This window comes from Oceanibaculum indicum P24 (genome assembly GCF_000299935.1).
GTDB classification, from domain to species: Bacteria; Pseudomonadota; Alphaproteobacteria; order Oceanibaculales; family Oceanibaculaceae; genus Oceanibaculum; species Oceanibaculum indicum.
Window position 1 is genome coordinate 33,641 of record NZ_AMRL01000001.1, and the last position, 22,573, is coordinate 56,213.

General features: G+C 64.5%; 21 protein-coding genes. 7 read left to right on the plus strand and 14 right to left on the minus strand.

The features are described from left to right. Positions 1 to 51: 51 nt before the first annotated feature. From P24_RS00175 to P24_RS00185, 3 genes are read left to right on the plus strand one after another with little or no spacing between them, the layout of a single operon-like run. The gene (locus P24_RS00175; RefSeq protein ID WP_008942655.1) at positions 52 to 777 is read left to right on the plus strand and encodes an amino acid ABC transporter ATP-binding protein; all 726 of its coding nucleotides are present in this window, start codon (positions 52 to 54) and stop codon (positions 775 to 777) included. Positions 778 to 781: 4 nt separating this feature from the next. After that, entirely contained in the window at positions 782 to 1,465 is a 684-nt protein-coding gene (locus tag P24_RS00180; protein ID WP_008942656.1) for an amino acid ABC transporter permease, read from the plus strand. A 9-nt stretch (positions 1,466 to 1,474) separates the two neighbouring features. Beyond that, the gene (locus tag P24_RS00185) at positions 1,475 to 2,140 is read left to right on the plus strand and encodes an amino acid ABC transporter permease (RefSeq protein WP_008942657.1); all 666 of its coding nucleotides are present in this window, start codon (positions 1,475 to 1,477) and stop codon (positions 2,138 to 2,140) included. Here P24_RS00185 and P24_RS00190 read toward each other — a convergent pair. The 6 genes from P24_RS00190 to P24_RS00215 all read right to left on the minus strand — a co-directional run bounded on the left by P24_RS00190 (position 2,100) and on the right by P24_RS00215 (position 8,940). Next, positions 2,100 to 3,350 (minus strand): winged helix-turn-helix domain-containing protein, encoded by a 1,251-nt coding sequence (locus P24_RS00190; protein ID WP_008942658.1) that lies wholly within the window; start codon positions 3,348 to 3,350, stop codon positions 2,100 to 2,102. The two genes, P24_RS00185 and P24_RS00190, sit on opposite strands and share 41 nt — an antisense overlap. A gap of 64 nt (positions 3,351 to 3,414) precedes the next feature. Then, positions 3,415 to 5,145 carry a sensor domain-containing diguanylate cyclase gene (locus P24_RS00195; protein ID WP_008942659.1) on the minus strand — a complete coding sequence of 577 codons (1,731 nt, stop codon included), beginning with the start codon at positions 5,143 to 5,145 and terminating at the stop codon, positions 3,415 to 3,417. Positions 5,146 to 5,287: 142 nt separating this feature from the next. Then, on the minus strand, positions 5,288 to 5,851 hold the full coding sequence (locus P24_RS00200; protein ID WP_008942660.1) for an invasion associated locus B family protein: 564 nt from the start codon (positions 5,849 to 5,851) through the stop codon (positions 5,288 to 5,290). A gap of 118 nt (positions 5,852 to 5,969) precedes the next feature. After that, positions 5,970 to 6,740, minus strand: coding sequence for a ferredoxin--NADP reductase (locus P24_RS00205; protein WP_008942661.1), 771 nt, complete (start codon positions 6,738 to 6,740; stop codon positions 5,970 to 5,972). Between the two features lie 154 nt (positions 6,741 to 6,894). Then, positions 6,895 to 7,425: a PAS domain-containing protein gene (locus P24_RS00210; protein WP_008942662.1), complete on the minus strand. Its 531-nt coding sequence runs from the start codon at positions 7,423 to 7,425 to the stop codon at positions 6,895 to 6,897. Positions 7,426 to 7,530: 105 nt separating this feature from the next. After that, complete coding sequence (locus tag P24_RS00215; RefSeq protein ID WP_008942663.1) at positions 7,531 to 8,940, minus strand: amidase; 1,410 nt, start codon at positions 8,938 to 8,940, stop codon at positions 7,531 to 7,533. Positions 8,941 to 9,106: 166 nt separating this feature from the next. Between P24_RS00215 and P24_RS00220 the strand changes: the two genes are divergently transcribed. Next, a complete protein-coding gene (locus P24_RS00220; protein ID WP_008942664.1) occupies positions 9,107 to 10,171 on the plus strand; it encodes a threonine aldolase family protein in 1,065 nt (354 codons plus the stop codon). Positions 10,172 to 10,174: 3 nt separating this feature from the next. On the opposite strand, the gene P24_RS00225 is transcribed toward P24_RS00220, so the two are convergent. From P24_RS00225 to P24_RS00235, 3 genes are all read right to left on the minus strand, one after another. Then, positions 10,175 to 10,531, minus strand: a complete 357-nt coding sequence (locus P24_RS00225; protein WP_008942665.1) for a hypothetical protein — start codon at positions 10,529 to 10,531, stop codon at positions 10,175 to 10,177. 22 nt (positions 10,532 to 10,553) lie between these two features. Further along, complete coding sequence (locus P24_RS00230; protein WP_008942666.1) at positions 10,554 to 10,976, minus strand: CBS domain-containing protein; 423 nt, start codon at positions 10,974 to 10,976, stop codon at positions 10,554 to 10,556. 166 nt (positions 10,977 to 11,142) lie between these two features. After that, entirely contained in the window at positions 11,143 to 12,801 is a 1,659-nt protein-coding gene (locus tag P24_RS00235) for a hypothetical protein (protein WP_008942667.1), read from the minus strand. 281 nt (positions 12,802 to 13,082) lie between these two features. On the opposite strand from P24_RS00235, the gene P24_RS00240 reads away from it, so the two are divergent. The 3 genes from P24_RS00240 to P24_RS00250 are packed head-to-tail and all read left to right on the plus strand — an operon-like array spanning position 13,083 to position 15,123. After that, positions 13,083 to 13,787 carry a class I SAM-dependent methyltransferase gene (locus tag P24_RS00240; RefSeq protein WP_008942668.1) on the plus strand — a complete coding sequence of 235 codons (705 nt, stop codon included), beginning with the start codon at positions 13,083 to 13,085 and terminating at the stop codon, positions 13,785 to 13,787. After that, positions 13,784 to 14,791 carry a glycosyltransferase family 2 protein gene (locus tag P24_RS00245; protein ID WP_008942669.1) on the plus strand — a complete coding sequence of 336 codons (1,008 nt, stop codon included), beginning with the start codon at positions 13,784 to 13,786 and terminating at the stop codon, positions 14,789 to 14,791. Before P24_RS00240 ends, P24_RS00245 begins: the two co-directional genes overlap by 4 nt. Next, on the plus strand, positions 14,788 to 15,123 hold the full coding sequence (locus P24_RS00250; protein ID WP_008942670.1) for a DMT family transporter: 336 nt from the start codon (positions 14,788 to 14,790) through the stop codon (positions 15,121 to 15,123). The genes P24_RS00245 and P24_RS00250 overlap by 4 nt, the downstream gene beginning before the upstream one ends. A 5-nt stretch (positions 15,124 to 15,128) precedes the next feature. On the opposite strand, the gene P24_RS00255 is transcribed toward P24_RS00250, so the two are convergent. The 5 genes from P24_RS00255 to P24_RS00275 all read right to left on the minus strand — a co-directional run bounded on the left by P24_RS00255 (position 15,129) and on the right by P24_RS00275 (position 22,567). Then, complete coding sequence (locus P24_RS00255; protein WP_008942671.1) at positions 15,129 to 16,259, minus strand: DegT/DnrJ/EryC1/StrS family aminotransferase; 1,131 nt, start codon at positions 16,257 to 16,259, stop codon at positions 15,129 to 15,131. Between the two features lie 13 nt (positions 16,260 to 16,272). Beyond that, complete coding sequence (locus P24_RS00260) at positions 16,273 to 17,283, minus strand: NAD-dependent epimerase/dehydratase family protein (protein ID WP_008942672.1); 1,011 nt, start codon at positions 17,281 to 17,283, stop codon at positions 16,273 to 16,275. 121 nt (positions 17,284 to 17,404) lie between these two features. Next, on the minus strand, positions 17,405 to 19,354 hold the full coding sequence (locus P24_RS00265; RefSeq protein ID WP_008942673.1) for a methyl-accepting chemotaxis protein: 1,950 nt from the start codon (positions 19,352 to 19,354) through the stop codon (positions 17,405 to 17,407). A gap of 109 nt (positions 19,355 to 19,463) precedes the next feature. Then, positions 19,464 to 20,561, minus strand: a complete 1,098-nt coding sequence (locus tag P24_RS00270) for a ribonucleotide-diphosphate reductase subunit beta (protein ID WP_008942674.1) — start codon at positions 20,559 to 20,561, stop codon at positions 19,464 to 19,466. Further along, positions 20,552 to 22,567 carry a ribonucleoside-diphosphate reductase subunit alpha gene (locus P24_RS00275; RefSeq protein WP_083859428.1) on the minus strand — a complete coding sequence of 672 codons (2,016 nt, stop codon included), beginning with the start codon at positions 22,565 to 22,567 and terminating at the stop codon, positions 20,552 to 20,554. The genes P24_RS00270 and P24_RS00275 overlap by 10 nt, the downstream gene beginning before the upstream one ends. Positions 22,568 to 22,573 lie beyond the last annotated feature (6 nt).

Here is a 22,573-nt window from a genome sequence, read left to right on the forward strand (position 1 = left end):
CAATGACATTTCTGTTGAGTTAGGAGTCCCCACTTGTCCAACCCCGCCGCCATGCTGGATATTGCCGGCCTGCGGAAGAATTATGCCGACCTCGAAGTGCTAAAAGGCATCGACCTTGCGGTGGCGCCGCAGGAGCTTGTGTTCGTCATTGGCCCGTCCGGCTCCGGCAAGAGCACGCTGCTGCGCTGCTGCAACCTGCTGGAAGTGCCGGACGAGGGGTCGATCCGCGTCGATGGCGTGGAGCTGCTGGATCCGCAGACCGACATCAACCGCATGCGCCAGCGCATCGGCATGGTGTTCCAGTCCTTCAACCTCTACCCGCATATGAGCGTGCTGGCGAACGTCATGCTGGCGCTGCGCAAGGTGCTGAAGAAAAGCAAGGCTGAGGCACGCGAGATCGCCGAGGCAGCGCTGGCGCGCGTCGGGCTGGCCGACAAGCTGGACTCCTACCCCGCCCAGCTGTCCGGCGGGCAGCAGCAGCGCGCGGCGATTGCCCGCGCGATGGCGCTGGAGCCGAAGATCATGCTGTTCGACGAGCCGACCTCCGCGCTGGACCCGGAACTGGTCGGCAGCGTGCTGCAGGTGATGCATGAACTGCGCGACGCCGGCATGACCATGATGGTGGTCAGCCACGAGATGCGCTTTGCCCGCGACGCCGCCGACCGCGTGGTGTTCATGGATGGCGGGGTGATCGTCGAACAGGGCCCGCCGGCCGCGATATTCGGATCGCCCGGGCACGAGCGCACCCGCGCCTTTCTCGCGAACTTCCAGGCGTAACGCCATGAGCGGGCTGGATATTTTCCTCGACGCCTTCTTCAACCAGAAGGTCATCGACAGATACCTGCCGGATATCCTCTGGGGCATGGTGGTGACCGTGCAGGCCGCCGCCGCGGTGGTCGTCACCGGCATCCTGGCGGGTCTGCTGCTGGCGGCGATCCGCAGCTTCCACATCAGGCCGCTCAACTGGATGATCGTCGGCTTCGTCGACATCTTCCGCGCGCTGCCGCCGCTGGTCGTCATCCTGATCGTCTATTTCGGGCTGCCCAATGTCGGCATCAACCTGTCCAGCTTCGCCGTGCTGTGGCTGGTGCTCTCGCTGGTGCTGGCGGCATTTTCCGAGGAAATCTTCTGGGCCGGCATCGCCTCGATTCGCAAGGGCCAGTGGGAAGCCGCGCGCTCGACCGGCCTGACGCTCGCCCAGACGCTGGCCTACATCATCCTGCCGCAGGCGGTGCGCCTGACCGTGCCGCCGCTGACCAACCGCACCATCGCCATCACCAAGAACACGGCGCTGGGGGCGGTCATCGGCGTGCCGGAAATACTGATGCAGGCGCAGACCGCGCAGAGCTTTTCCGGCAATGCGACGCCGCTGCTGCTGGGCTCGCTCGCCTATGTCGCGCTGTTCGTGCCGGTGGTGATCCTGGGGCGCTGGCTGGAAACCCGCTTCGCCTGGGACCGGGCGTAGGAGCCACGCATGGACCTGCTGCTCGACCAGTTCTTCAACATCGACATCATGCGCCAGGTGCTGCCACTGCTGCTGCGCGGGCTGGGCATGACGCTGCTGCTGTGCCTCGCGGTGATCCCGCTGGGCCTTGTCGGCGGCCTCGTGATCGCGCTGGTCTGCCGCAGCCGCTACCGACCGTTGCGCTGGGCGGCCTTCGCGCTGGTCGATTTCTTCCGCGCCGTGCCGCCGCTGGTGCTGCTGATCTTCATCTATGCCGGCCTGCCCTTCGTGGGGGTGCGCCCCTCGCCCTTCCTGGCGGTGTGCCTGGCCTTCTTCCTGAACACCGGCGCCTATTACGGCGAGATCTACCGCGCCGGCATCGAAAGCATCGGCAAGGGCCAGTGGGAAGCGGCGCGCAGCAGCGGCCTGACGCTGCCGCAGACACTCACCTACGTCATTATCCCCCAGGCCGTGCGCAACGTGCTGCCGGACCTCGTCTCCAATACGGTCGAGGTAGTGAAGCTGACCTCCATCGCCAGCGTGGTGGCCCTGCCGGAACTGCTCTACGCCGCCGACATGGCACGCTCCGTCACCTACAACCCGTCCAGCCTGGTGCTGGCGGCGGCGATCTATCTGGCACTGCTGTGGCCCTGCGTCAGGCTGCTGAGTCGGCTGGAGCATCGCGCCGGGCGCTGAGGGCATGGCGCAACGGCCCGGCCAGATCTCCATCGGCGCCGGCCTCCACCCGCTCCAGCCCCAGCCAGCGCGCCATACGGTGCAGTTCTTCGGCCAACGGGCCGGCGATCTTTCGGTGGTCCTGCCCGGCTTCGGCATGGGCGGCATGGACGCGCAATGTATGCGCCGCGCGGTCCGCCTTGGCATCCACCCGCGCCACCAGCCGGTCACCCAGCAGGAAGGGCAGCACGTAATAGCCATACTGGCGCTTTTCCTGCGGCGTATAGAATTCCAGCCGGTAGCGGAAGCCGAAGAGACGTTCCGTGCGGTCGCGCTCCCACACCAGCGAATCGAAGGGTGAGAGCAGCGCCTGCGCCTTCACCCGGCCCGGTAGCCGCGCCTCCCGGTGCAGATAGGCCTGGTGTTTCCAGCCAGAGACGGTGACCGGCAGCAGCTCGCCCGCCTCCACCAGCTCTGCCAGCCGCGCCCTGGCATCGGCGACGTCGAGACGGAAATAGTCGCGCAGGTCACGCTCCGTCGCCACACCCATCGCCTGCGCCGACAGCCGCATGAGTTCGCGCTGGGCATCACCCTCCGAAGGTGTCGGGGTTTCGACGATGGCGGGCGGCAGCACGCGCTCCGTCAGGTCATAGACGCGCTCGAAATTGCGCCGCGTGGCAGTGGTGACGATGCCGGCCCAGAACAGCCATTCCATGGCGATCTTGCCGTCGCTCCAGCCCCACCAGGCGCCGCGCGATTCGCCGGCCATGCTGAGTTCCGACGCGCCCAGCGGCCCACGGTCGCGCAGCTCCGCCAGCACCTCCTTCAGATAGGGCTGCCGCTCCCGGCCAAACCGCGCGAGGCTCTTGTACAGCCCTTCCCCACGCTCGGCCCGCGCCATGCGCCAGCGCATCAGCGGCTGCAGTTCCAACGGCAGGAGGGAGGCCTCATGGCCCCAATATTCGAACAACCCGCGTCGCTTGCCGCGATAGGCATGGCGGTCCAGCAGATCGTGTTCGTAATGGCCGAGGCGGGAGAAGATCGGCAGATAGTGTGAGCGCACCAGCACATTCACCGAATCCATCTGTAGCAGGCCGATTCGCTCGAACGCGCCGCGCAGATGCCGCACCGCCACGGCAGCCGGTTGGCGCCCGCCAAAACCCTGCGCCGCCAAGGCGACACGCCGCGCCTCCGCCGGTGTCAGCCGGCCCATATCCTTCCAGACAGCCATTTTCGCTTTCCCATCGCCAATCCGACTCAGGGAGTTTGGAACAAAAACGGAACCTTGGGAAGGGTCAGCCGGCGAAACGCCGCTCAGCACTGGCGTCCTGATAAAGCACGCACCGGTTTCGACCGCTGCGCTTGGCCATGTAAAGCGCCTCGTCGGCCCGGGCGATGCCCGCCATCATGTCTGGATCGGACTGGTTGACGGCTGCAACGCCGATGCTGACCGTGATGCTGACCAGAACCGATTCGACCGACACCGGGTTGCTCTCGATGCGCTTGCGCAACCGTTCCGCCAGTTTCAGCGCGCCGCCCAGCGGGCTGGCCGACAGGATGGCGATCTCCTCGCCGCCCAGCCGGCAGATCACATCCTCGCCGCGCGCCACCGCCAGGCATTGCCAAGCAATGGCCTGAAGAACCTTGTCGCCAATCGGATGCCCATGCAGATCGTTCACTGCCTTGAAGTGATCGATATCGAGCAGCATAACCGACAGCTCGCCGCCGGTTTCCCGCATGCGGGTCATCAAGTGTCGCCCGCGCGCCTCCAGGCCGCGGCGGTTCAGCAGCCCGGTCAGCGCATCGCGTTCCGCCAGCTCGATCAGGCTTTCATTGACGGCCTGCAATTCCGAGGTCTTCTCGGCGACGCGGCTTTCGACCTGGCTTTCCATCTGCTCGACAGCACCCTCCGCCCGCTGCAGGCGGCGGACCAGGGCGCGCAGCGATTGCGACAGTGCAATCATCTCGCTGCTGCCGAACAGCCGAGGCAGATTGGCCTCGTGCGGGTCGCGGCCCAGCGCCTCCGCCGTGGCGCGCAGCGTATTCAGCGGCGAAGCGAGGCGGCGCGCCGTCAGCCATCCCAGAATGGTCGCTAGGCTCGCCAGCAACAGGCCGACCAGAATGATCACATATTGCAGCCGGACAACCGGCGCCAGCGCCCTCTCCGCCGGCTGGAAAGACAGCACGACCCAGCCCAGCCCCTCATAGTCCTTGTACCCTTCGGTGGCACGGTAGCCGATGATGCTGTCATGGCCATTCACCGTCTCGCGCACGAAGCCGTTCTTTCCCGCCCGCGCCTGCCGGAAGGATGCGAGTTCGGAATAATCCTGCCCGAACGGTCCACCGACCAGCACCTTGCCGTTCTGATCGAGGATCATGAAAGAGCGCTGCTCGGCCAGATCGTCATTCGACTGCGTGCTGTTGCGCACCTCCCGCAGCCACTCCGCCGACAGGTGTGCGCCAAGCACGCCGGCAACCTTGCCATCGCGTGTGAGGATCGGCGCCGCGACATCGATGAAGCGCAACGGCTCCAGATCGCTTGCGCCCAGCAGCTTGGCCAGCAGCATCGCATCATGCACATCGCCGACGAAGGGGCCGTTCAGGGCGCCCTTGAACCAGTCCCTGGCGCTGACATTCACACCCACCAGCATATCGCCAGTCGATGCCCGGACCGTGCCATCGGGCTTCACGATGCCGATCCAGCTGTACAGCGGATAGGTCTTCTTCATCCGGTCGAGCAGGGCAGCAAGCTGCCGGTCCGATGCCTGCTCCAGATTCAGGATGAAATGCATGTTGGACAGGTTCACGACATCGCGGAAACGCTCGTACATGCCATTGTCGAGCGCCTTCTGCATGATCGTGGCGCGCACGGCGAGATCAGTGCCGATCCGGTCCTGCAGGCGACGCGTGGTATAGGAATCGATAGCGAGAGTGGACAAAAACACAAGTGCCGCCATCAGCAGCCCGATGGCGATACCAAGCTGCGTTGGCAGCGACAGACGGTCCAGGAAATGTGACGGGCGCATCGAGTCCTAACCGAGAGAGTACGCATTCTTTCTAACGCTTAGATATTAACAAATATATAAGCGCGTATTCACGTATTCTCTCGGTCGATCCCGGCCAGTCCTTGTTTTATATTTGAATTTCAAAAGATAGACGCCGAGCAGCCTAGCGCAGCTTGCCGAGTGCAGCCGTGAAGCCCTTCAGCGATACCGGCAGATCGACCGCCTTGCCGCCGCCGTCATTCACCGAGACTGTCAGTGTCGTGCCGGCACGCAGGGCGGCCAGATCGACCTCGGTCATCTGCCAGGGGGCGATGCAGCCCTGCGGCTCGCAATGCCGGTAGGGGATCGTCTTGGGCGCACCCTGATCGATCTTCAGCGAGATGCCGGCAGGCAGCAGCACGCCCAGCGGCAGCACGAGTACCGCCTGTGGCGCTTTCTCCCCGGTATAGCCGACAACCATCACCAGCACCTCGCGCTTGGTATTGCGGTCGGACAGAACCTGGACCATTTCGCAGCGCTTCGGCTGGCCGGCCTGCGGCTCCAGGCAGCGGACCACCCAGTCCTGCACCTGTTCGCGGGTCTGCTTCGGCGCCTGCTGCTGGCCGGGCGCCAGCCCGGGAGCCGTACCGGGCGCCGGCGCGGTCTGGGCAAAAGCCGGAACAGACAAGAACGCCGCAAATGCTGCCGACAGAACGGCGAGGCGGCGGACGAAAAGAGCGGAGGACAAGATCACTTCTCCATGGAAAAAACCGAACCCTCGCGCATGCCTATCACGCGAGGGTTCATCAACGCTATCGCGTCATTGTGGCGACCGCACGGCAGCCTGTTTATTGCTCGACGCCAGCCTATTGTTCGACGAAGGCCTTCTCGACGACATAGTGGCCCGGTTCCGACTGGCTGCCCTCGACGAAGCCCTTGCCTTCCAGGATCACGCGCAGATCGGCCAGCATGGCGGGGCTGCCGCACAGCATCACACGGTCATGCTCCTTATCCAGCGGTGGCAGGCCCAGATCGCTGAACAGCTTGCCGGTCTCGACCAAAGTGCTGATGCGTCCGGTGTTGCGGAACGCCTCGCGGGTGACGGTCGGGTAGTAAAGCAGCTTGCCCTGCACCATCTCGCCGAAGAACTCGTTGTTTGGCAGGTCGGCAATCACGTCCTTGTAGGCAAGCTCCGCCACTTCGCGGCAGCCATGGACCAGCACCACCTTCTCGAAGCGCTCATAGGCCTCCGGGTCCTTGATGATGCTCATGAACGGTGCCAGGCCGGTGCCGGTGCCCAGCAGATAGAGACGCTTGCCCGGCAGCAGATTGTCCTGCAGCAGCGTGCCGGTCGCCTTGCGGCCGACAAGCACCGTGTCGCCGGGCTGGATATCCTTCAGCCGCGAGGTAAGCGCGCCATCCGGCACCTTGATGCTGAGGAATTCCAGCTGCTCCTCGTAATTGGCGCTGACCATGCTGTAGGCGCGCAGCAGCGGCTTGCCGTTCAGCTCCAGCCCGATCATGGCGAACTGGCCATTCAGGAAGCGAAAGGACGGATCGCGCGTCGCGGTGAAGCTGAACAGCGTGTCGGTCCAGTGATGCACGCTGGTCACGGTCGCCTTCATCAGATTGCTCATCCGGTCCGTCCGCCTTCCTTGCTGATAATTGTACGTACACGAACAAATTGTTAAGACTTACTCTTAAATAAAGACACCCCTGTTTAGCAAGGGGTGTATGCCGCAATTTTTGAATAGGGTCCATGCGGCGCAATGGCATGGGGCCATGCGGGGATCAGTTGGGCTTGAAGCCCATGACGGCGATTATCGCCTCGACCCGCCCGTCCTCTCCGGCTAGCGGAAGCAGGAGGCGTTCATAGGGAATGAAGTCGCGGCCCGGAATTGGCATCTGAAGCTGGGCATAGGCCGGCTGGCAGTTCAGGGCGACCTCGGAGAAGGCGGCCATCATTCTGGGGAAGACAGTGCTGTCATAGACATCCTCGAAATATTTCCCGGTCGAATCGCGATTATACCGCTGGACGACGCCGGTGCCGACAAGCCGGAACTCGAAGCGCGGCCGTTCCGAACCCTGCTCGTCTGAAACCCAGTGAACATTGTAGAGAACCAGCCAGGGCAGGACAGCCGTCGGTATATCGAGCGGATCGATCGCGGACCGGGACGGTGGCAAGGTCCCTACGAATTTCCCGCGCCAGTAATCGAACATCTGGCGATGATGCGGATGGGTCAGCTTCCTGGAGAAGCTGGCGATGGAAGGATTCGACGTCGCGGTGTCACGATCCTTCGACGATCTGCCATCCTTCACCATCGCGCCTGTTCCTGTCCGGCATTATTCATGCTCACTTATATCAGATAATTTGCTTTTTAGACAAAAACAGAGGGGTCCAGGGGAAGATAGACCTCAATACAGGCATCATTCCCAGCCTGGTGCTGTCTGCTTGTGCCAGTCCGTGGCCGCCTGGAAGGCATGGCCGATGCGCAGCGCCAGCGCGTCGTCATGCGGCCGGCAGACGATCTGCAGCGAAACCGGCAGCCCTGCCGCATCCAGCCCCGCCGGCAGCGCCAGCGCACACCAGCCGAAATAGCTGACCATGCGGGTGAAGCGCCCGAGGATCAAGCTGCCCTCATCCACCGCCTCCACCGGAATGGCGCTGATCGGCAGGGTCGGGGTCAGCAGCGCATCCATCCCGTCGATACTGGCCTGCCAGCGCCGGGAGCTGTCGATACGGTCCTGCAACAGCGCGATATAGTCGGCGGCCAGCAGCGGCTTGCCGGTCAGGATGCGCTGCTTGGTGTGCTGGCCGATGGGCAGGCTCTCATCCTCCAGCAGGTGTCGCAAATTGCTGTACCCCTCCGACATGATGGTGAGGAAGCTGCGCGGCTGCACATCCTCGCAGCGCTCCGGCGGCGCGATCTCATGGATACTCGCCCCCTGCCCCTCCAGTGCCTTCAGCGCCGCGCGGTAGGCGGCCAGAACGCCGTCAGCCACGCCATCCAGATGCGCACCGGGCAGCACGCCGAAGCGCATGCCGGCAATGCCGAGGCCGATCCCGTCCAGCACATCGGCTGCCGGCGGCAGGTCCAGCGTCGCCGGGTCCAGCGGATCGGGGCCGGCAATCGCGGCGTGGATCAGGGCCGCATCCCGCGCGGTGCGGACCATCGGCCCCAGCGAATCCTGATTATGCGCCAGCGGCATGGTGTTGGCGTTGCTGACCCGGCCATGCGTCGGCTTCAGCCCGGTCAACCCGCACAAGGCGGCGGGAATACGGATCGAACCGCTGGTGTCGCTGCCGATGGCCGCTGGCGCCAGCGCCGCCGCCACAGTGACGCCGGAACCGCTGGAGGAACCGCCAGGCACGCGGTGCACCTCCCTGTCCCAGGGATTACGCGGCGTACCGAGATACTGGTTGGTGCCCCAGCCACCGCAGGCGAACTCCACCATATGCGCGCGGCCGATCAGCACCATGCCGGCGGCGCGCAGCCGCTTCACAACAGTTGCTGTCTCCTTTGGCCGCCGGTCCTTCAGCGCCAGCGATCCGCCCGTGCCCGGCTGGCCTGCGACATCGCACAGATCCTTCACCGCGATGGGGATGCCATGCAGCGGCCCGGCCACCGCACCGGCGCGGCGCAGCGCATCGGCGGCATCCGCCTCTGCCCGCGCCGCATCGGCATCGACATGGATCAGCGCGTTCAGCGCCGGGTTGTGACGCGCGATACGGTCGAGATACAGCTCCGTCAGCTCGCGTGCGCTGACAGCGCCATCGGACAGGGCGCGCGAGAGGGTGGAGAGGTCGGCATGCGCCAGATCGGCAGGCTGCGTCATCGGTCAGGCTTTCCGCGAATTATGGTTTCCTGCCGGAAGCCTAGCCTGCCGCGCCGGCTTTAGCGATACGCCGGTGAAACGGGCTGCCATGCGCGGGAAGCCTTTTCCGGCCGCGCCGGCAATGCTCTACTACCCACCTCGCCCGCAACGAAGAACGGACCCCGCCATGGCCGCAAATTCCGTCACTGCCACCCCGCGCATCGACCTGTACAGCGACACCGTCACCCGCCCGACGCCGGGCATGCGCAAGGCAATCGCCGAGGCCGAGGTCGGCAACGAGCAGGCGCGCGAAGACCCGACGGTGAACAGGCTGTGCGAGATGGTCGCCGAGTTGCTGGGCAAGGAGGCGGCGATCTTCCTGCCGTCCGGCACCATGTGCAACGAGATCGCCTACCGGGTCTGGGTCGATCATGGCGAGGAGATCGTGCTGGAGGAGAATTCCCACGCGCTGCATTACGAAACCGGCGGGCCGGCCGCGCTGTCCGGCGCCATGTGCCGTACAATTCGGGGCAAACGTGGCATGTTCACCGGCACCGAGCTGGAGGCGGTGATCCGCGTACCCCATGGCTGGCACGGCCAGCGCCAGCGGCTGGTCAGCATCGAGAACACAGCCAATCTGGGCGGCGGCGCGATCTGGCCACTGGAGCAGATCGAGGACGTGGCGGCGGTCGCGCGCAAGCACGGGCTGAAGCTGCATCTGGACGGCGCGCGGCTGCTGAACGCCGTGGTTGCCAGCGGCATTCCGGCGTCAGCCTATGCCGCATCCGCCGATTCCGCCTGGATCGACCTGTCCAAGGGGCTGGGCTGCCCGGTCGGCGGCGTGCTGGCGGGATCGAGGGACTTCATCGAGCAGGCCTGGCGCTTCAAGCACCAGTTCGGCGGCGCCATGCGGCAGGCCGGCATCATCGCCGCGGCAGGAGTCTATGCGCTGGAGAACCATGTCGAGCGCATGGCCGAGGATCACGCCAATGCCCGGCTGCTGGCCGAGGGGCTGGCCGGCATCAAGGGCATCGGCATCAACCCGAACGAGATCGACACCAACATGGTGTATTTCACGGTTGGCGGCACCGGCCTCACCGAACAAGAATTCGCCCGCCGGCTGCTGGCGGATCACGGCGTGCGCATCGGCCCGCAGGGCAAGGACCTGATGCGCGCCGTCACCCATCTGGATGTCAGCCGCGCCGATATTGAGGAGGCGATCCGCGCCTGCGCCGCCGTGGTGAAGGGCTGAAAATCAGGCGACCGACACGACCTTGAAGGTGTGGGAGTCGCCGTCCGGCTCCGTCACCGTGACGTATTCGCCCGGCTTGAAGAGGTGACGGTCGAGCTTGTAGAGCGTCTCGTCATCCTCCTCCCCCTTTTCGTAGGAGAAGGCCCAGCCCTTGCGGGTATGGATCAGCAGCCCCTGGCGGATCGGCTCCAGCGGCCAGAAGCGAACGATCCGGCAGTCGGTCTTGTGCTGCTTGTAGGCCTCGGCGTCCAGATGCCCGTCCGCCGCCAGCGGCGCGGTGATCTCGTAGCGATGATCGCCACTGCCATTCGGAAATTCGGCGGACCGCGCCAGTTCCATGCTGATCTTCTTCAAAGCCATTCCGTTCACTCCGTTGCCGGCTTCAGATTCGTTCCCAATAGCCGGTTTCCTCGTCCAATCTGACCTGATCCATCAGCCGGAAATCGCCCCGCGAGACCAGGCCAACGATCTTTCCATCTTTCACCACCGGCAGGTGGCGGTAGCCGCAATCGCTCATCTGCCGCAACGCGTCCAGCGTGACCCAGTCGGGCGACACGCAGTCCGGCTTTGCCGTCATCACCGCGCTCAAGAGGGTGCGCCTGCCATCCAGTCCTTTCGCCAGCACGCGGTTCACTGCATCGCGCCCGGTGAAGATGCCAACCGGCCGCTTTTCCTCATCGACCACGATGATGGCGCCAATGCGGTGCTTCTGCATGATCTTGCAGGCCTCAAGCACCGTCGCCGTGTCCCGCATCACGATCGGGCTGCGGTGCAGGATCAACTCGGAAACCGCAGGTTTCGACATCGTCTCCTCCTCTGGGCCCCCTCCTCTCGCCGCCGGTCGGCCACCACCCTCTCAGTTCCGGTTTTTTCAAGGATAGGTGTGCGCCAGCGCAGCGTCTTTGACCTGCATCAATGGGCGCGGGCATCAATGGCCTTCTGGAGTAAAGAGAGCCCCGCTCTATCCGCGGTCAGCGCCGCCGGACGTATATTTCATACCGATCATATTCGAGGAGCGGCTCATAGTCGAGGAAGCGCTCGGCGAACAGCGGGTTGCGGTTGAAATAGTCTAGATAGCTGAACGGCATTTCCTCGACGCATTCGGGAATGCCGGCGATCTTGTCCACGATCAGCAGCGACGGCCGGGCCTTGTTAAAGTCTTCCGAGACGGTGCGGAACACCATCGCCTCATTGTCCGACATGCGCGCGGGGGCGTTATAGATGTCGCCATTGTCATTGCATTCCGCATAGACACCCTGCAGCAGCCACATGCTCTCAAACCGCATGGTCATCTTCATGCCGGTGTAGTTCAGCAGCGGGAAATGCGGATAGATGCCCGGCGACAGGATCAGGATGCGGTTGTCCAGGCGCTGCGGCGTGATGATATCGGCCAGCTTCTTCACTTCCGAATCGGCATAGGCAAGCTGCTGCGCGAACGGCACGCGCGCCAGCCCGTGCTGGTAGAACACCAGCAGCATCAGGGCGCTGGCGAACCAGCGCGCCGGCCGTCGGTCGCCGCGCCGCAGCCAGGCCGTGTTGTCCAGCACCGAGGCAATCGCCGTGCCGGCAAGGAACAGGGTGAAGGCCCGCGCCGGCAGGGCATGATAGGGCCAGCCCTTGCCCTGCGCATAGGCGGAGATCAGCCCCGCGACGCCAGCCAGGAAGATGACCCGGGAGAGATGTGAGCGCACGCCCCAGAAGGCGACAATGCCCAGCAGCGGCAGGATAATCGTCGGCGCCGCAAGGTTGGTGCCGGTCGCCAGGTCGAACAGGTCGGTGTCTGCCACCCGGCTGTAGAAATCCTGCGCCATCGGCAGCACTTGCGTGAAATATTCCGGCGTCACCAGCACCGCGAACAGCGCATGCGCGACACAGACCGCCAGCACCGACCAGGGGGCGGCATCGGTCGCCGTGCTGCGGAAGCCGCGCCGCGACAGCACATAGAGTTCGACCAGCAGCGGGAAGGCCAGGAAATAGGGCTTCATGGCGAAGCCCAGCCCCGCCATCAGCCCGGTCGCGATGCGCAGGCGGCGCGGCATCTCGATACCGCCGGCGCGCGCGCTGGCCACCAGCAGATAGGGCATGCCCAGCACCATCATGATGTGCTCGCGCTGGGTGAACATGTAGTTCGGGAACACGATCAGCAGGAACAGCAGCAGCACCGGCAGCAAGGTGGCCGAGAAGGCGCGATAGGGCTCCAGGCTGGCCGCCAGCACCGTTCGGCAGGTCTGGAAGGAGGCCAGGATGCCAAAACCCAGCAGCGCCACCAGCATGGTCGGGCCATCAAGGCCGGTCAGCTTCGCCAGCGCCTGCGGCAACAGGTGCAGCACGAAGACCAGCGGCGTGTTGATGTCGATCGCATCGACATAGAGCTGCCCGCCCTCCAGCCAGAGTTTCGCGATATAGAGCAGCACCGCCGTATCGTGGTTGATCGGCGGCAGGAAATAGCCGGCAAGCCATATCGCGCAGACGCTTAAGACCAACGTGTGAAAGACCTGTGACCAGTCGATGCCGGCAATACGGTCGAGCGACGGGTGACCCTGCTGCGCGGTGTCCCGCCGCACCAGATCGTCCGGTGCTGAATCGTTGGAGTTGTTCATGATCGGATCGGGGATACGCGCGAAAGCCACTCTTGCCTTAGGGAACGCATCGGCACGGCCAGCGTTGCATCAGGATCATCGCATCTGCCGCGGAAGCGCGGATAGTGCGCCTTCGCCGCGAAAAAAACGAGCGCTTTTTATCAAATAGCGCGCTGATTTTTTCTTAGCGTCCGCAATAAACCCGCGCAAATCCATTTGCCGGAAGCTGGGCAGTCATGTCACGCTGCGGTAAATAGGCGCAGGGTCGGCAGGTTTTATCCCAACATCCTACATATCGGCGTTCGGCAATGGAGCGGGCGGAGTATCGTCGCATGGCGGCGGTCGAGGACGGCATGTGGTGGTTCCGCGCGCTGCGTGCGGGGCTGGCGGAACGTTTGCCGCGTCATGCGCCCGTCATCCGGCTGCTGGATGCCGGCTGCGGCACCGGCGGGCTGCTGCGCCATCTGGCGACGGTGCGCCCTGACCTCGATTTGCACGGGCTGGAATACGATCCGGAAGCTGCGCATATCGCCGCCGCCAAGTCCGGCGCCAGGGTCACCAGCGGCTCGGTCAATGCGATGCCGTTCCCCGATGCCAGCTTCGACATCATCGTCAGCACCGATGTGCTCTGCCATGCCGGGGTGGATGAATCCTCCGCGCTGGCGGAGTTCCGGCGCTGCCTGAAGCCGGGCGGCCTGCTGCTTTTGAACCTGCCAGCCTATCAGTGGATGGCCTCCGCCCATGACCGCCATGTCCACAATGTGCGGCGCTACACCGCCGGGCAGGCGCGGCAACGCGTCGCGGCGGCCGGGTTCGGCCCGGTGCAATCAGGCTATTGGAACAGCCTGCTGTTTCCGCTAATGCTGCTGCACCGGATGCTGGCGGCGCGACAGAAGCAGGATAGCGACGTATCGTTTTTTCCGCCCTGGCAGGATCGGCTGTTCTTCACCGTTACGGCGGTCGAACGCGGGATGGCCAGACATGGGCTTACCCTGCCTTTCGGCGGTTCCGTCTGGATATCGGCAACACGGCCATGAGTGCCTCCAAAGCAAGCCCTTCCGAAGCCCCCTCCGCGCCGGCTTCTGACTATCCTTTCGCCCTGTCCATCGTCGTCCCGGTCTATAATGGCGCGGACAGCGTGCCGGCCCTGGTCGAGGCGCTAAGTGCGCTTGATGTCCCCGGCGGGCTGGAAATCGTGCTGGTGAACGATTGCAGCCCAGACAATTCGCTGGAGGTCTGCCGCCGCCTGGCAAAGGAGGCCAGCATCCCGCTGACGGTGGTGAACCTGGCGCGCAATTTCGGCGAGCATAACGCCGTCATGGCCGGCCTTGGCCATGCCCGCGGCGCCTACATCATCACCATGGATGACGACCTGCAGAACCCGCCGGAGGAGGTGGTGCGGCTGTGGCGCTACGCCCATGATAACCACTATGACGTGGTCTATACCTACTACGCCCAGAAGCAGCATGCCGCCTGGCGCAATCTCGGCAGCCGCTTCACCAACTGGTGTGCCGACATCCTGATCGACAAGCCGAAGGGCCTGTACCTGTCCAGCTTCCGCTGCATGAGCGGCTTTGCCGCCCGCGCCATCCTGGACCATGCCGGCCCCTTCCCCTATGTGGACGGACTGCTGATGCAGGTGACGCAGAATATCGGGCGGCTGCAGGTCACCCATCTGCCGCGCGCCGCCGGCCGCTCGAACTATACGCTGCGCCGGCTGGTGCGGCTGTTCCTGTCGATGTTCCTGAACTTCTCGGTGATGCCGCTCCGGCTCAGCACCATGGCCGGCATCGGCATGGCGTCGCTCGGCCTGCTGGGGTTCCTGATCGTACTGTTCGAGGCATTGGCCGGCGAGACGCCGCAGGGCTGGGCCTCGCTGATGGCGGTCACGCTGCTGCTGGCCGGCGTGCAGTTGATCATGCTGGGCGTGTTGGGCGAATATCTGGGCCGGCTGTTCCTGACGGTGAACCGCAAGCCGCAATTCGTGGTGCGTGACGTCACCCGCAGCGCCGCCGCCGAAAAGCCGGGAGAAGCCGCATGACCCTTTCCATCGCCGCGCTCGCCGTCGGCATCCTGATCGGTGTCGCCGGGCAGATGCTGCTGAAGGCCGGCGCCTCGGGTGATACGCTGCTGAAGCAGTTCCTGTCGCCGCAGTCGATCCTCGGCCTTGGCCTCTATTTCGCGGCGGCGGTCTGCTACATGTATGCGCTGCGCAAGCTGCCGGTTTCCGTCGCCTTCCCCAGCGTGTCGCTGTCCTACGTCATCGTGGCGCTGCTGGCCTACTGGACGATGGGCGAATCGCTGGGGCCGCTGAAGCTGGCCGGCATCGCGATGATCGTCGGCGGCGTGTTCCTGATTACCCGGCAGGCGTAAGGCGGTTACGCCGCCTGGCGGCACACATCCCGGATTGCCTGGATCGCCTGTACTACCTGCGTATCGGCAAGCTGCGGGAACATCGGCAGGCTGAGCACGGACAGCGCCACCGTCTCGGTGCGCGGCAGACCGCCCGCGCCCAGCGGCACCCGGCCCTTGTAGGCCGGCTGCAGATGCACCGGCACCGGGTAATGCACCAGCGTGCCGACACCCTTCTCGCGCAAGGCGGCCTGCAACGCATCGCGCCGGCCCGGCGCCTCCACCACATACTGATGATAGACCGGCACGGCACCCGACCGGGTTTGCGGCAGGCGCAGCCCCTCGGTGCCGGCCAGTCCCTTGTCGTAGGCAGCGGCAATGGCGCGGCGGCGCGCCGTATCCGCCGGCAGGTGGGAGAGCTTCACGCGCAGGATCGCCGCCTGCAGCGGATCGAGCCGGCTGTTCATGCCGGCAATTGCGCTGACATAGCGCTCGCGCCAGCCATATTCGCGAAGCTCCTTCAGCGCCGTGGTAAGGACCGGATCGTCGGTGGCAACGATGCCGCCATCGCCGATGGCGCCCAGATTTTTCGTCGGATAGAGGCTGTAGGCGGCGATCCGCCCGAACCGCCCGACCATGGTGCCGTCCAGCGTTGCGCCATGGGCCTGGGAATTATCCTCCAGCACGGCAAGCCCGTACCGGTCGGCAATCGCCATGATCTCGTTCATCGCCGCCGGCTGGCCATAGAGATGGACCGGAATGATCGCCTTCGGCTTTGGGGCACCGGACGGCCAGGCGGCCAGCGTTGCCGCCAGCTTCTCGGGATCGAGGCCATGGCAGGCATCGACATCGACCAGCACCGGCGTGGCCCCCACCAACTCCACCGCCGCCACGGTGGCGACTGCCGTGTGCGAGACGGTGATGACCGCATCCCCCTCCCCCACGCCCAGGGCGCGCAAGGCGAGGATCAGCGCGTCAGTACCGCTGGCCACCGCCACCGCATGGCGCACGCCGGCGAAGGAAGCGAATTCCTGTTCGAACGCCTCGACCTCCGGCCCCAGTATGTAGCGCCCGCTGTCCAGCACGCGGGCAATCGCGGCATCGATCTCCGCCTTGCGTTCGAGATAGGCGGCCTTTGGGTCGGTCTGCGGAATCATGGTCAGCTGGCCTTCAGAGGTAATGCTCGGCGTTGGTCCGGTAATAGGCGATGGTGCGGCGAAGCCCTTCTTCCAGGTCGATATGCGGCTGCCAGCCCGTGGCGGCGCGGAACGGCGAGTCGTCGCAGTAATAATCGCCGATATCGATCTTCTTGCGCTCTTCCGGGAAGACTTTGCGCTCGAAGCTGCCAGTACCGGCGATGCGCACCAGAAGCTCGGCCAGCTCCAGCAGGCTGACAGCGGGGCAGCCGCCGATATTGTACACCTGCCCAACCGATTCTTCGGAGTTCGCCGTCGCCAGCAGCGCGTCCACCAGATCCTCGACATAGGAGAAGTCGCGCATCTGGTCGCCGCCCCAGACCTCGAAGCGCGTGCCCTCGATGGCGTGGCGCACCCAGATGCCCAGGAAGGTCTGCTTGGCGTCGCGGATGCGCATGCGCGGGCCGAACACGTTGGTAAGCCTGAGCGCCGTGGTGCGCATGCCGTAAATCCGGGCATAGAGCATGTGGTAGCTCTCCGCCGCGTATTTATGCACGCCGTTGATGTCCGGCGGGTTGATCGGATGGGCTTCATCCACCGGCAGGTAGCGCGGCGGGCCATAGAACTGCCGCGTGCTGCTGAACACCACCCGTGCCGTCGGATTGACCCGGCGGATGAGGTCAAGGAAGCGCAGGTTGGATTCCTGATTGAGCCGCATATCCTCCAGCGGGTCCTTCATCGAATCCATGTGCGAGGTCTGGCCGGCGATATTGAAGATCACCTTCGCGCCGGCAACCGCGTTCTCGATCTCTGCCGTGGCGCCGATATCCGCCTCGATCACCTGCAAGGGTGGGCCCTTGCGGTTCACCCGGATCGGATCGGCAATATTGTGGGGGTTGGCGCCATATTGGGAGAGCATCTTGTCGATCAGCGTCACCTGCGCGCCCAGGGCTTCCAGGCGCAGCGCAAGGTTGGAGCCGATGAACCCCATGCCGCCGGTAACGACGACGGGAAGGTCACGGCACCAGTCCGTATCGGTTGTCATGAGAGGTGTAACCCGCAGTACGAGCTAAAACGCCGGGATCATGACCGAAATCCCGGCGCTTGAGCAGAGGGAATTTAGGGTTAACGAAAAATCCCTCTCCGATGTTCCCCTCAGGTACCGCTTAGGCGGCCTTCACATCCGACAGGAAGCTCTCGACGCGGGCGCTGAGACGCTCCGACTGTTCGGCAAGATCTTCCGACGCCGCCCGCACCGAGGCGCTGGCCTGCTCGGTCTCGTCGGAGGATTCGCTGACCTTGGCGATGCTGCGCGTCACCTCGTCGGTGCCGGCCGCCGCCTGCTCGACATTGCGGGCGATCTCGCGGGTGGCCGCCGTCTGTTCCTCGATGGCCGCCGCGATGGCGGTAGAGGCCTCGTGCATCCGCTCGATGATCTGCGTGATGCTCTGGATCGCGGTCACCACCGTCTGCGTCGAATCCTGCACATCGCCGATCTGCTGGCCGGTCTCCTCGGTCGCCTTGGCGGTCTGGGTGGCCAGGTTCTTCACTTCGGAGGCCACCACGGCGAAACCCTTGCCGGCCTCGCCGGCGCGCGCCGCCTCGATGGTTGCGTTCAGCGCCAGAAGGTTGGTCTGCTCGGCGATATCCTGGATCAGCCGCACCACCTCGCTGATACGGTCGGCGGTGGTGACCAGCCGGGTGATGCCCTCATTGGTGCGCTTCGCCTCGGCGACCGCGTCCTGGGCAATATTGGCCGACATGGTGACCTGATCGGAAATCTCGCCGAAGGTGCTGTTCAACTCCTCGGTCGCCGAAGCTACAGTCTGCACATTGCCGGCCGCCTGCTGCGCTGCCGTCGAAACCGAGCTGGACTGCGTGTTCAGCATCTTGGCGGCATCGCTCATCGACGCCGAGGTCTCGATCATGGTCTGCAGGGCAAAGTTCACGCTGCCCAGCACATCCTTCACCTCGCTGTCAAAGGCCTGCGCCAGATGCTGCAGCCGCTCGGCCCGTTCGATCTGCACGCGCTGGCTTTCCGCCTGCTCCGCCGCCAGCCTGTCGGCCTCGATCATGGAGGTACGGAACACGTCCAGCGCCTGCGCCATCTCGCCCAGCTCGTTGCGGTAATCGGTGGCCGGTATCTCCACCTCCTTGTCGCCGTCGGCCAGGTGCCGCATGGCGTCCGTCATCCGGCCTACCGGTGCTGCGATGGCGCGCCCGACCAGGGCGGCAATGAGGATGGACAGGACGATGATTCCGACCACCGCGCCGATGACGATGAGACGTGCCAGATCGGCGATGCTGCGGGCCTGGGTCTCGGCCGCCTCGTAGGAGGCCTGCACGGCATCGCCCAGCGACGACACCATGGGATCGACGCGCGCGAACTCCGCCTGCAGCGCTTCCTCGGCTGCCTTGATCTGCACCCGCAGGTCGCCCACGCGCTGCATGTTCTCGACATAGACGGTGAAGCGCTTGATCAGCTCTTCCTTGTCGGCAGCATAGAGGTCGGACCGCTCCAGCACCTTCTGGAACTCCTCGAAACGCCCCGCGATGGAACGGACGAGGCGCGGATCGACCTGCACCAGGAAGTCCTTCTCGTAACGGCGCATCATCAGCATGATCGCGGAAAGCTGGTGATTGCGGAACTCGTCCAGCTTTTCCTCGGCCGCATCGATGGAATTGCGCAGCTCGCCCATCAGGCCGAAACGGTCGGTCAGGCCGATGGTCTTCCAGGCTTCCGCCAGGGCGCGGAACTGCTTGTCGTAGGAGGCCAGTCCCTCGCGGATTTCCGGCAGCCCGGCGCGGATTTCCTCGCTCACCTTCGGCTGCATCTCCTCGATAGCGCCCGAGATCGCCGCCATCCTCTCGGCATGGCTGGCGATGCTTTCTTCCTTCTTGTAGAGCAGGAAATCCTTCTCGTGACGGCGGGCGTCGAGAAAGGCGTAGCGGATCTGGTCGGACAGCAGCTTGGCCTCGATCGCCCGGTCGGCCTCGCGCTGGTAGCCGCCGCGTATCTGGTCGCCGACCAGATAAACCGCAGTGAAAATCGCGAAACCGATGACGGCGATCAGCGTAATCAGCTGAACCTGGAAACCGATGCGTAGGGACTTCATACCCTCCCAATCCTTTCATTAGGAGAAAGGTGAATTTCCCTACGCTTCTATGTGAACTATCTTAAGAAATCGATAACCATATATTGCATTTATTTTATCTTGCGCGCGATCAGGAGACGAGTTCCGCGCGCTGTTTTTCCATCTGCTCGAATCGCGCCCAAACACCATTGCCGCCATCCCAGCTGCCGCGGCTGGCGCCCTTGGAATATTCCGTCGCGCGCTGCTCGAAGAAGTTGGCGTGCTCCACGCCGTTCAGGATTTCCACCAGCCAGGGCAGCGGGTGCGGCGTGAGCTGCTTGTAGCCGGTGTCGGTCTTCTCGAAACAGCCGAACACGGTGGGCAGGCGCAGCTGGGTCAGCCGCCAGTCGGCGATGTAGCGGACATAGGCCTTGATGTCCTCGGCCTTCATCCCCTCGATCTCGCCGATGCCGAAGGCCAGATCGACGAAATTCTCCTCAAGACCCACCATCGTCTTGGCGACGTCGATGATGTCGTCGCGCACGGCAGGCGTGACCGCGCCGGTCTCCCGGTGCCATTCGTGGAACAGCCGGATGATGCCCTCGCAATGCAGGCTCTCGTCGCGCACCGACCAGGAGACGATCTGCCCCATGCCGTTCATCTTGTTGTGGCGCGGGAAGTTCAGCAGCATGGCGAAGCTGGCGAACAGCGCCATGCCCTCGGTAAACGCGCCGAACATGGCCAGCGTGCGGGCGACGTCCGACACCGTCTCCACGCCAAACGTGTGCATGTAGTCGGCCTTGGCGCGCATCTCCGAATAGTCGCGGAACGCCTCGAACTCCGACTGCGGCATGCCCAGAGTCTTCAGCAGCAGCGCATAGGCGTCGATATGCACCGTCTCCATGTTGGAGAAGGCGGCCATCATCATCTGCAGTTCCAGCGGCTGGAACAGCGGGATGTAGCGCTTCAGGTAATTGTCGCCGACCTCGACGTCCGACTGGGTGAAGAAGCGGAAAATCTGCGTCAGCAACGCCCGCTCGGAATCGCTGACGCGATCCGAGGCCCAGTCCTTGATGTCGCCGCCCAGCGGCACTTCCTCGCCCATCCAGTGGGTCTGCTGCTGGCGCTTCCAGTATTCGTAGGCCCAGCCATAGCGGTTCACATCATAGGTGCCGGTGGCGGTCAGCAGCCCGACCTTGCCGGTACCGACCAGATCGCGCGGGTTCAGATAACCCAGATTTACTGACATGCCAGGCACTCCTCGTAATCGGTTGGGGCCTGGTTATCGAAGGCCGACGTCTCGCCCTCCTCCGCCTTGGCATCCAGCTTGCCGGCGAAGGCGGCACGGCTGATCGACTTGGAGCGGCAGTAATACAGGCTCTTGATGCCGCGCTTCCAGGCGGACCAGTGCAGCATGTGCAGGTCCCACTTGTCGATGTCGGCCGGCAGGAACAGGTTCAGCGACTGGCTCTGGCAGATGAAGGGCGCACGGTCGGCCGCCAGGTCGATGATCCAGCGCTGGTCGATCTCGAAGGCGGTGCGGAAGGTCGCCTTCTCGTCCTCGCTGAGGAAATCGAGATGCTGGACCGAACCTTCCTTCTCCACGATGGACTGCCACACCTCGGCGGTGTTCTGGCCCTTTTCCTCCAGCATCGTCTCCAGATGGCGGTTGCGCACGGAGAACGCGCCGGACAGCGTCTTGTGGGTGTATATGTTGGCCGGGATCGGCTCGATGCCGGCGCTGGTGCCGCCGCAGATGATGCTGATGGAGGCGGTCGGCGCGATGGCGATCTTGTGGCTGAAGCGCGCCTTCATGCCGGCATCATGCGCGTCCGGGCACGGCCCGCGCTCTTCCGCCAGCGCCACCGAGGCGGCGTCGGCCTCGCGGCGGATCTTGCGGAACATCTTGAAGTTCCAGGACTTGGCGAGCGCGCTCTCGAACGGAATGCCGCGCGCCTGCAGGAAGGAATGGAAGCCCATGATGCCAAGCCCGACGGAGCGCTCGCGCATCGCCGAATAGGTCGCGCGCTCCATGCCGCTGGGCGCATTCTCGATGAAATGGGTCAGCACATTGTCGAGGAAGCGCAGCACATCCTCGATGAAGCCCGGCTCCTCGGCCCACTCCTCCCAGGTCTCGACATTCAGCGAGGACAGGCAACACACGGCAGTGCGCTCCTTCTCCTCCTGGTCCTGACCGGTGACCAGGGTGATCTCGCTGCACAGGTTGGAGGTGGAAACCTTCAGCCCCAGCTTCTGCTGATGCTTCGGCAGGGCGCGATTCACCGTGTCGATGTACAACAGATAAGGTTCGCCGGTCTGCAGGCGGGTCTCAAGGATGCGCTGCCACAGCTGGCGGGCATCGACCTTGCGCAGCACCTCACCGGTTTTCGGGCTCTTCAGCCCGAACTGGCCGCCATCGCGCACCGCTTCCATGAACTCGTCGGTCACGTTGATGCCGTGATGCAGGTTCAGGCCCTTGCGGTTGAAATCACCCGAGGCCTTGCGGATTTCCAGGAATTCCTCGATCTCCGGATGGTGGATGTCGAGATAGACCGCCGCCGAGCCGCGCCGCAGCGAGCCCTGGCTGATCGCCAGCGTCAGACCGTCCATCACATGGATGAAGGGGATAATGCCCGAGGTCTCGCCTGCCCCCTTCACTGCCTCGCCGATGGAGCGGACCTGGCCCCAATAGGTGCCGATGCCGCCGCCATTGGAGGCCAGCGCGACATTCTCGTTCCAGGTGCGCACGATGCCATCCAGCGAGTCCGGCACCGCGTTCAGGAAGCAGGAAATCGGCAGGCCGCGCGTGGTGCCGCCATTGGACAGCACCGGCGTCGCCGGCATGAACCACAGGCGCGACATGGCGTCATAGAGGCGCTGGGCATGGCCGATATCGTCGGCGAAGGCGCAGGAGACCCGCGCGAACATGTCCTGATAGCTTTCACCTGCCAGCAGGTAGCGGTCGGTCAGCGTCGCCTTGCCGAAAGCGGTCAGCAGCGCGTCGCGGTCGCGGTCCAGCTTCAGGTCGGAAGGCTGAGGACGCGGCGCCAGCGGATAGGGCAGCGGCGCGCGGCGTTCCAGATTCAGGGCCTGCTGATGCGGGAAATCCGGCTCCGGCGGCTGCACGCGCGGGCGCTGCTGCACGGGCCGAGGCTGTACCGGGCGCGCCTGCGCCGGACGAGACTGGGAAGGCCCGCCCGGAGTCTGCGGAACGAGATTGCCGTCATAGTCGAAATCGAAAGCCAGAGAGGACATCGCTAC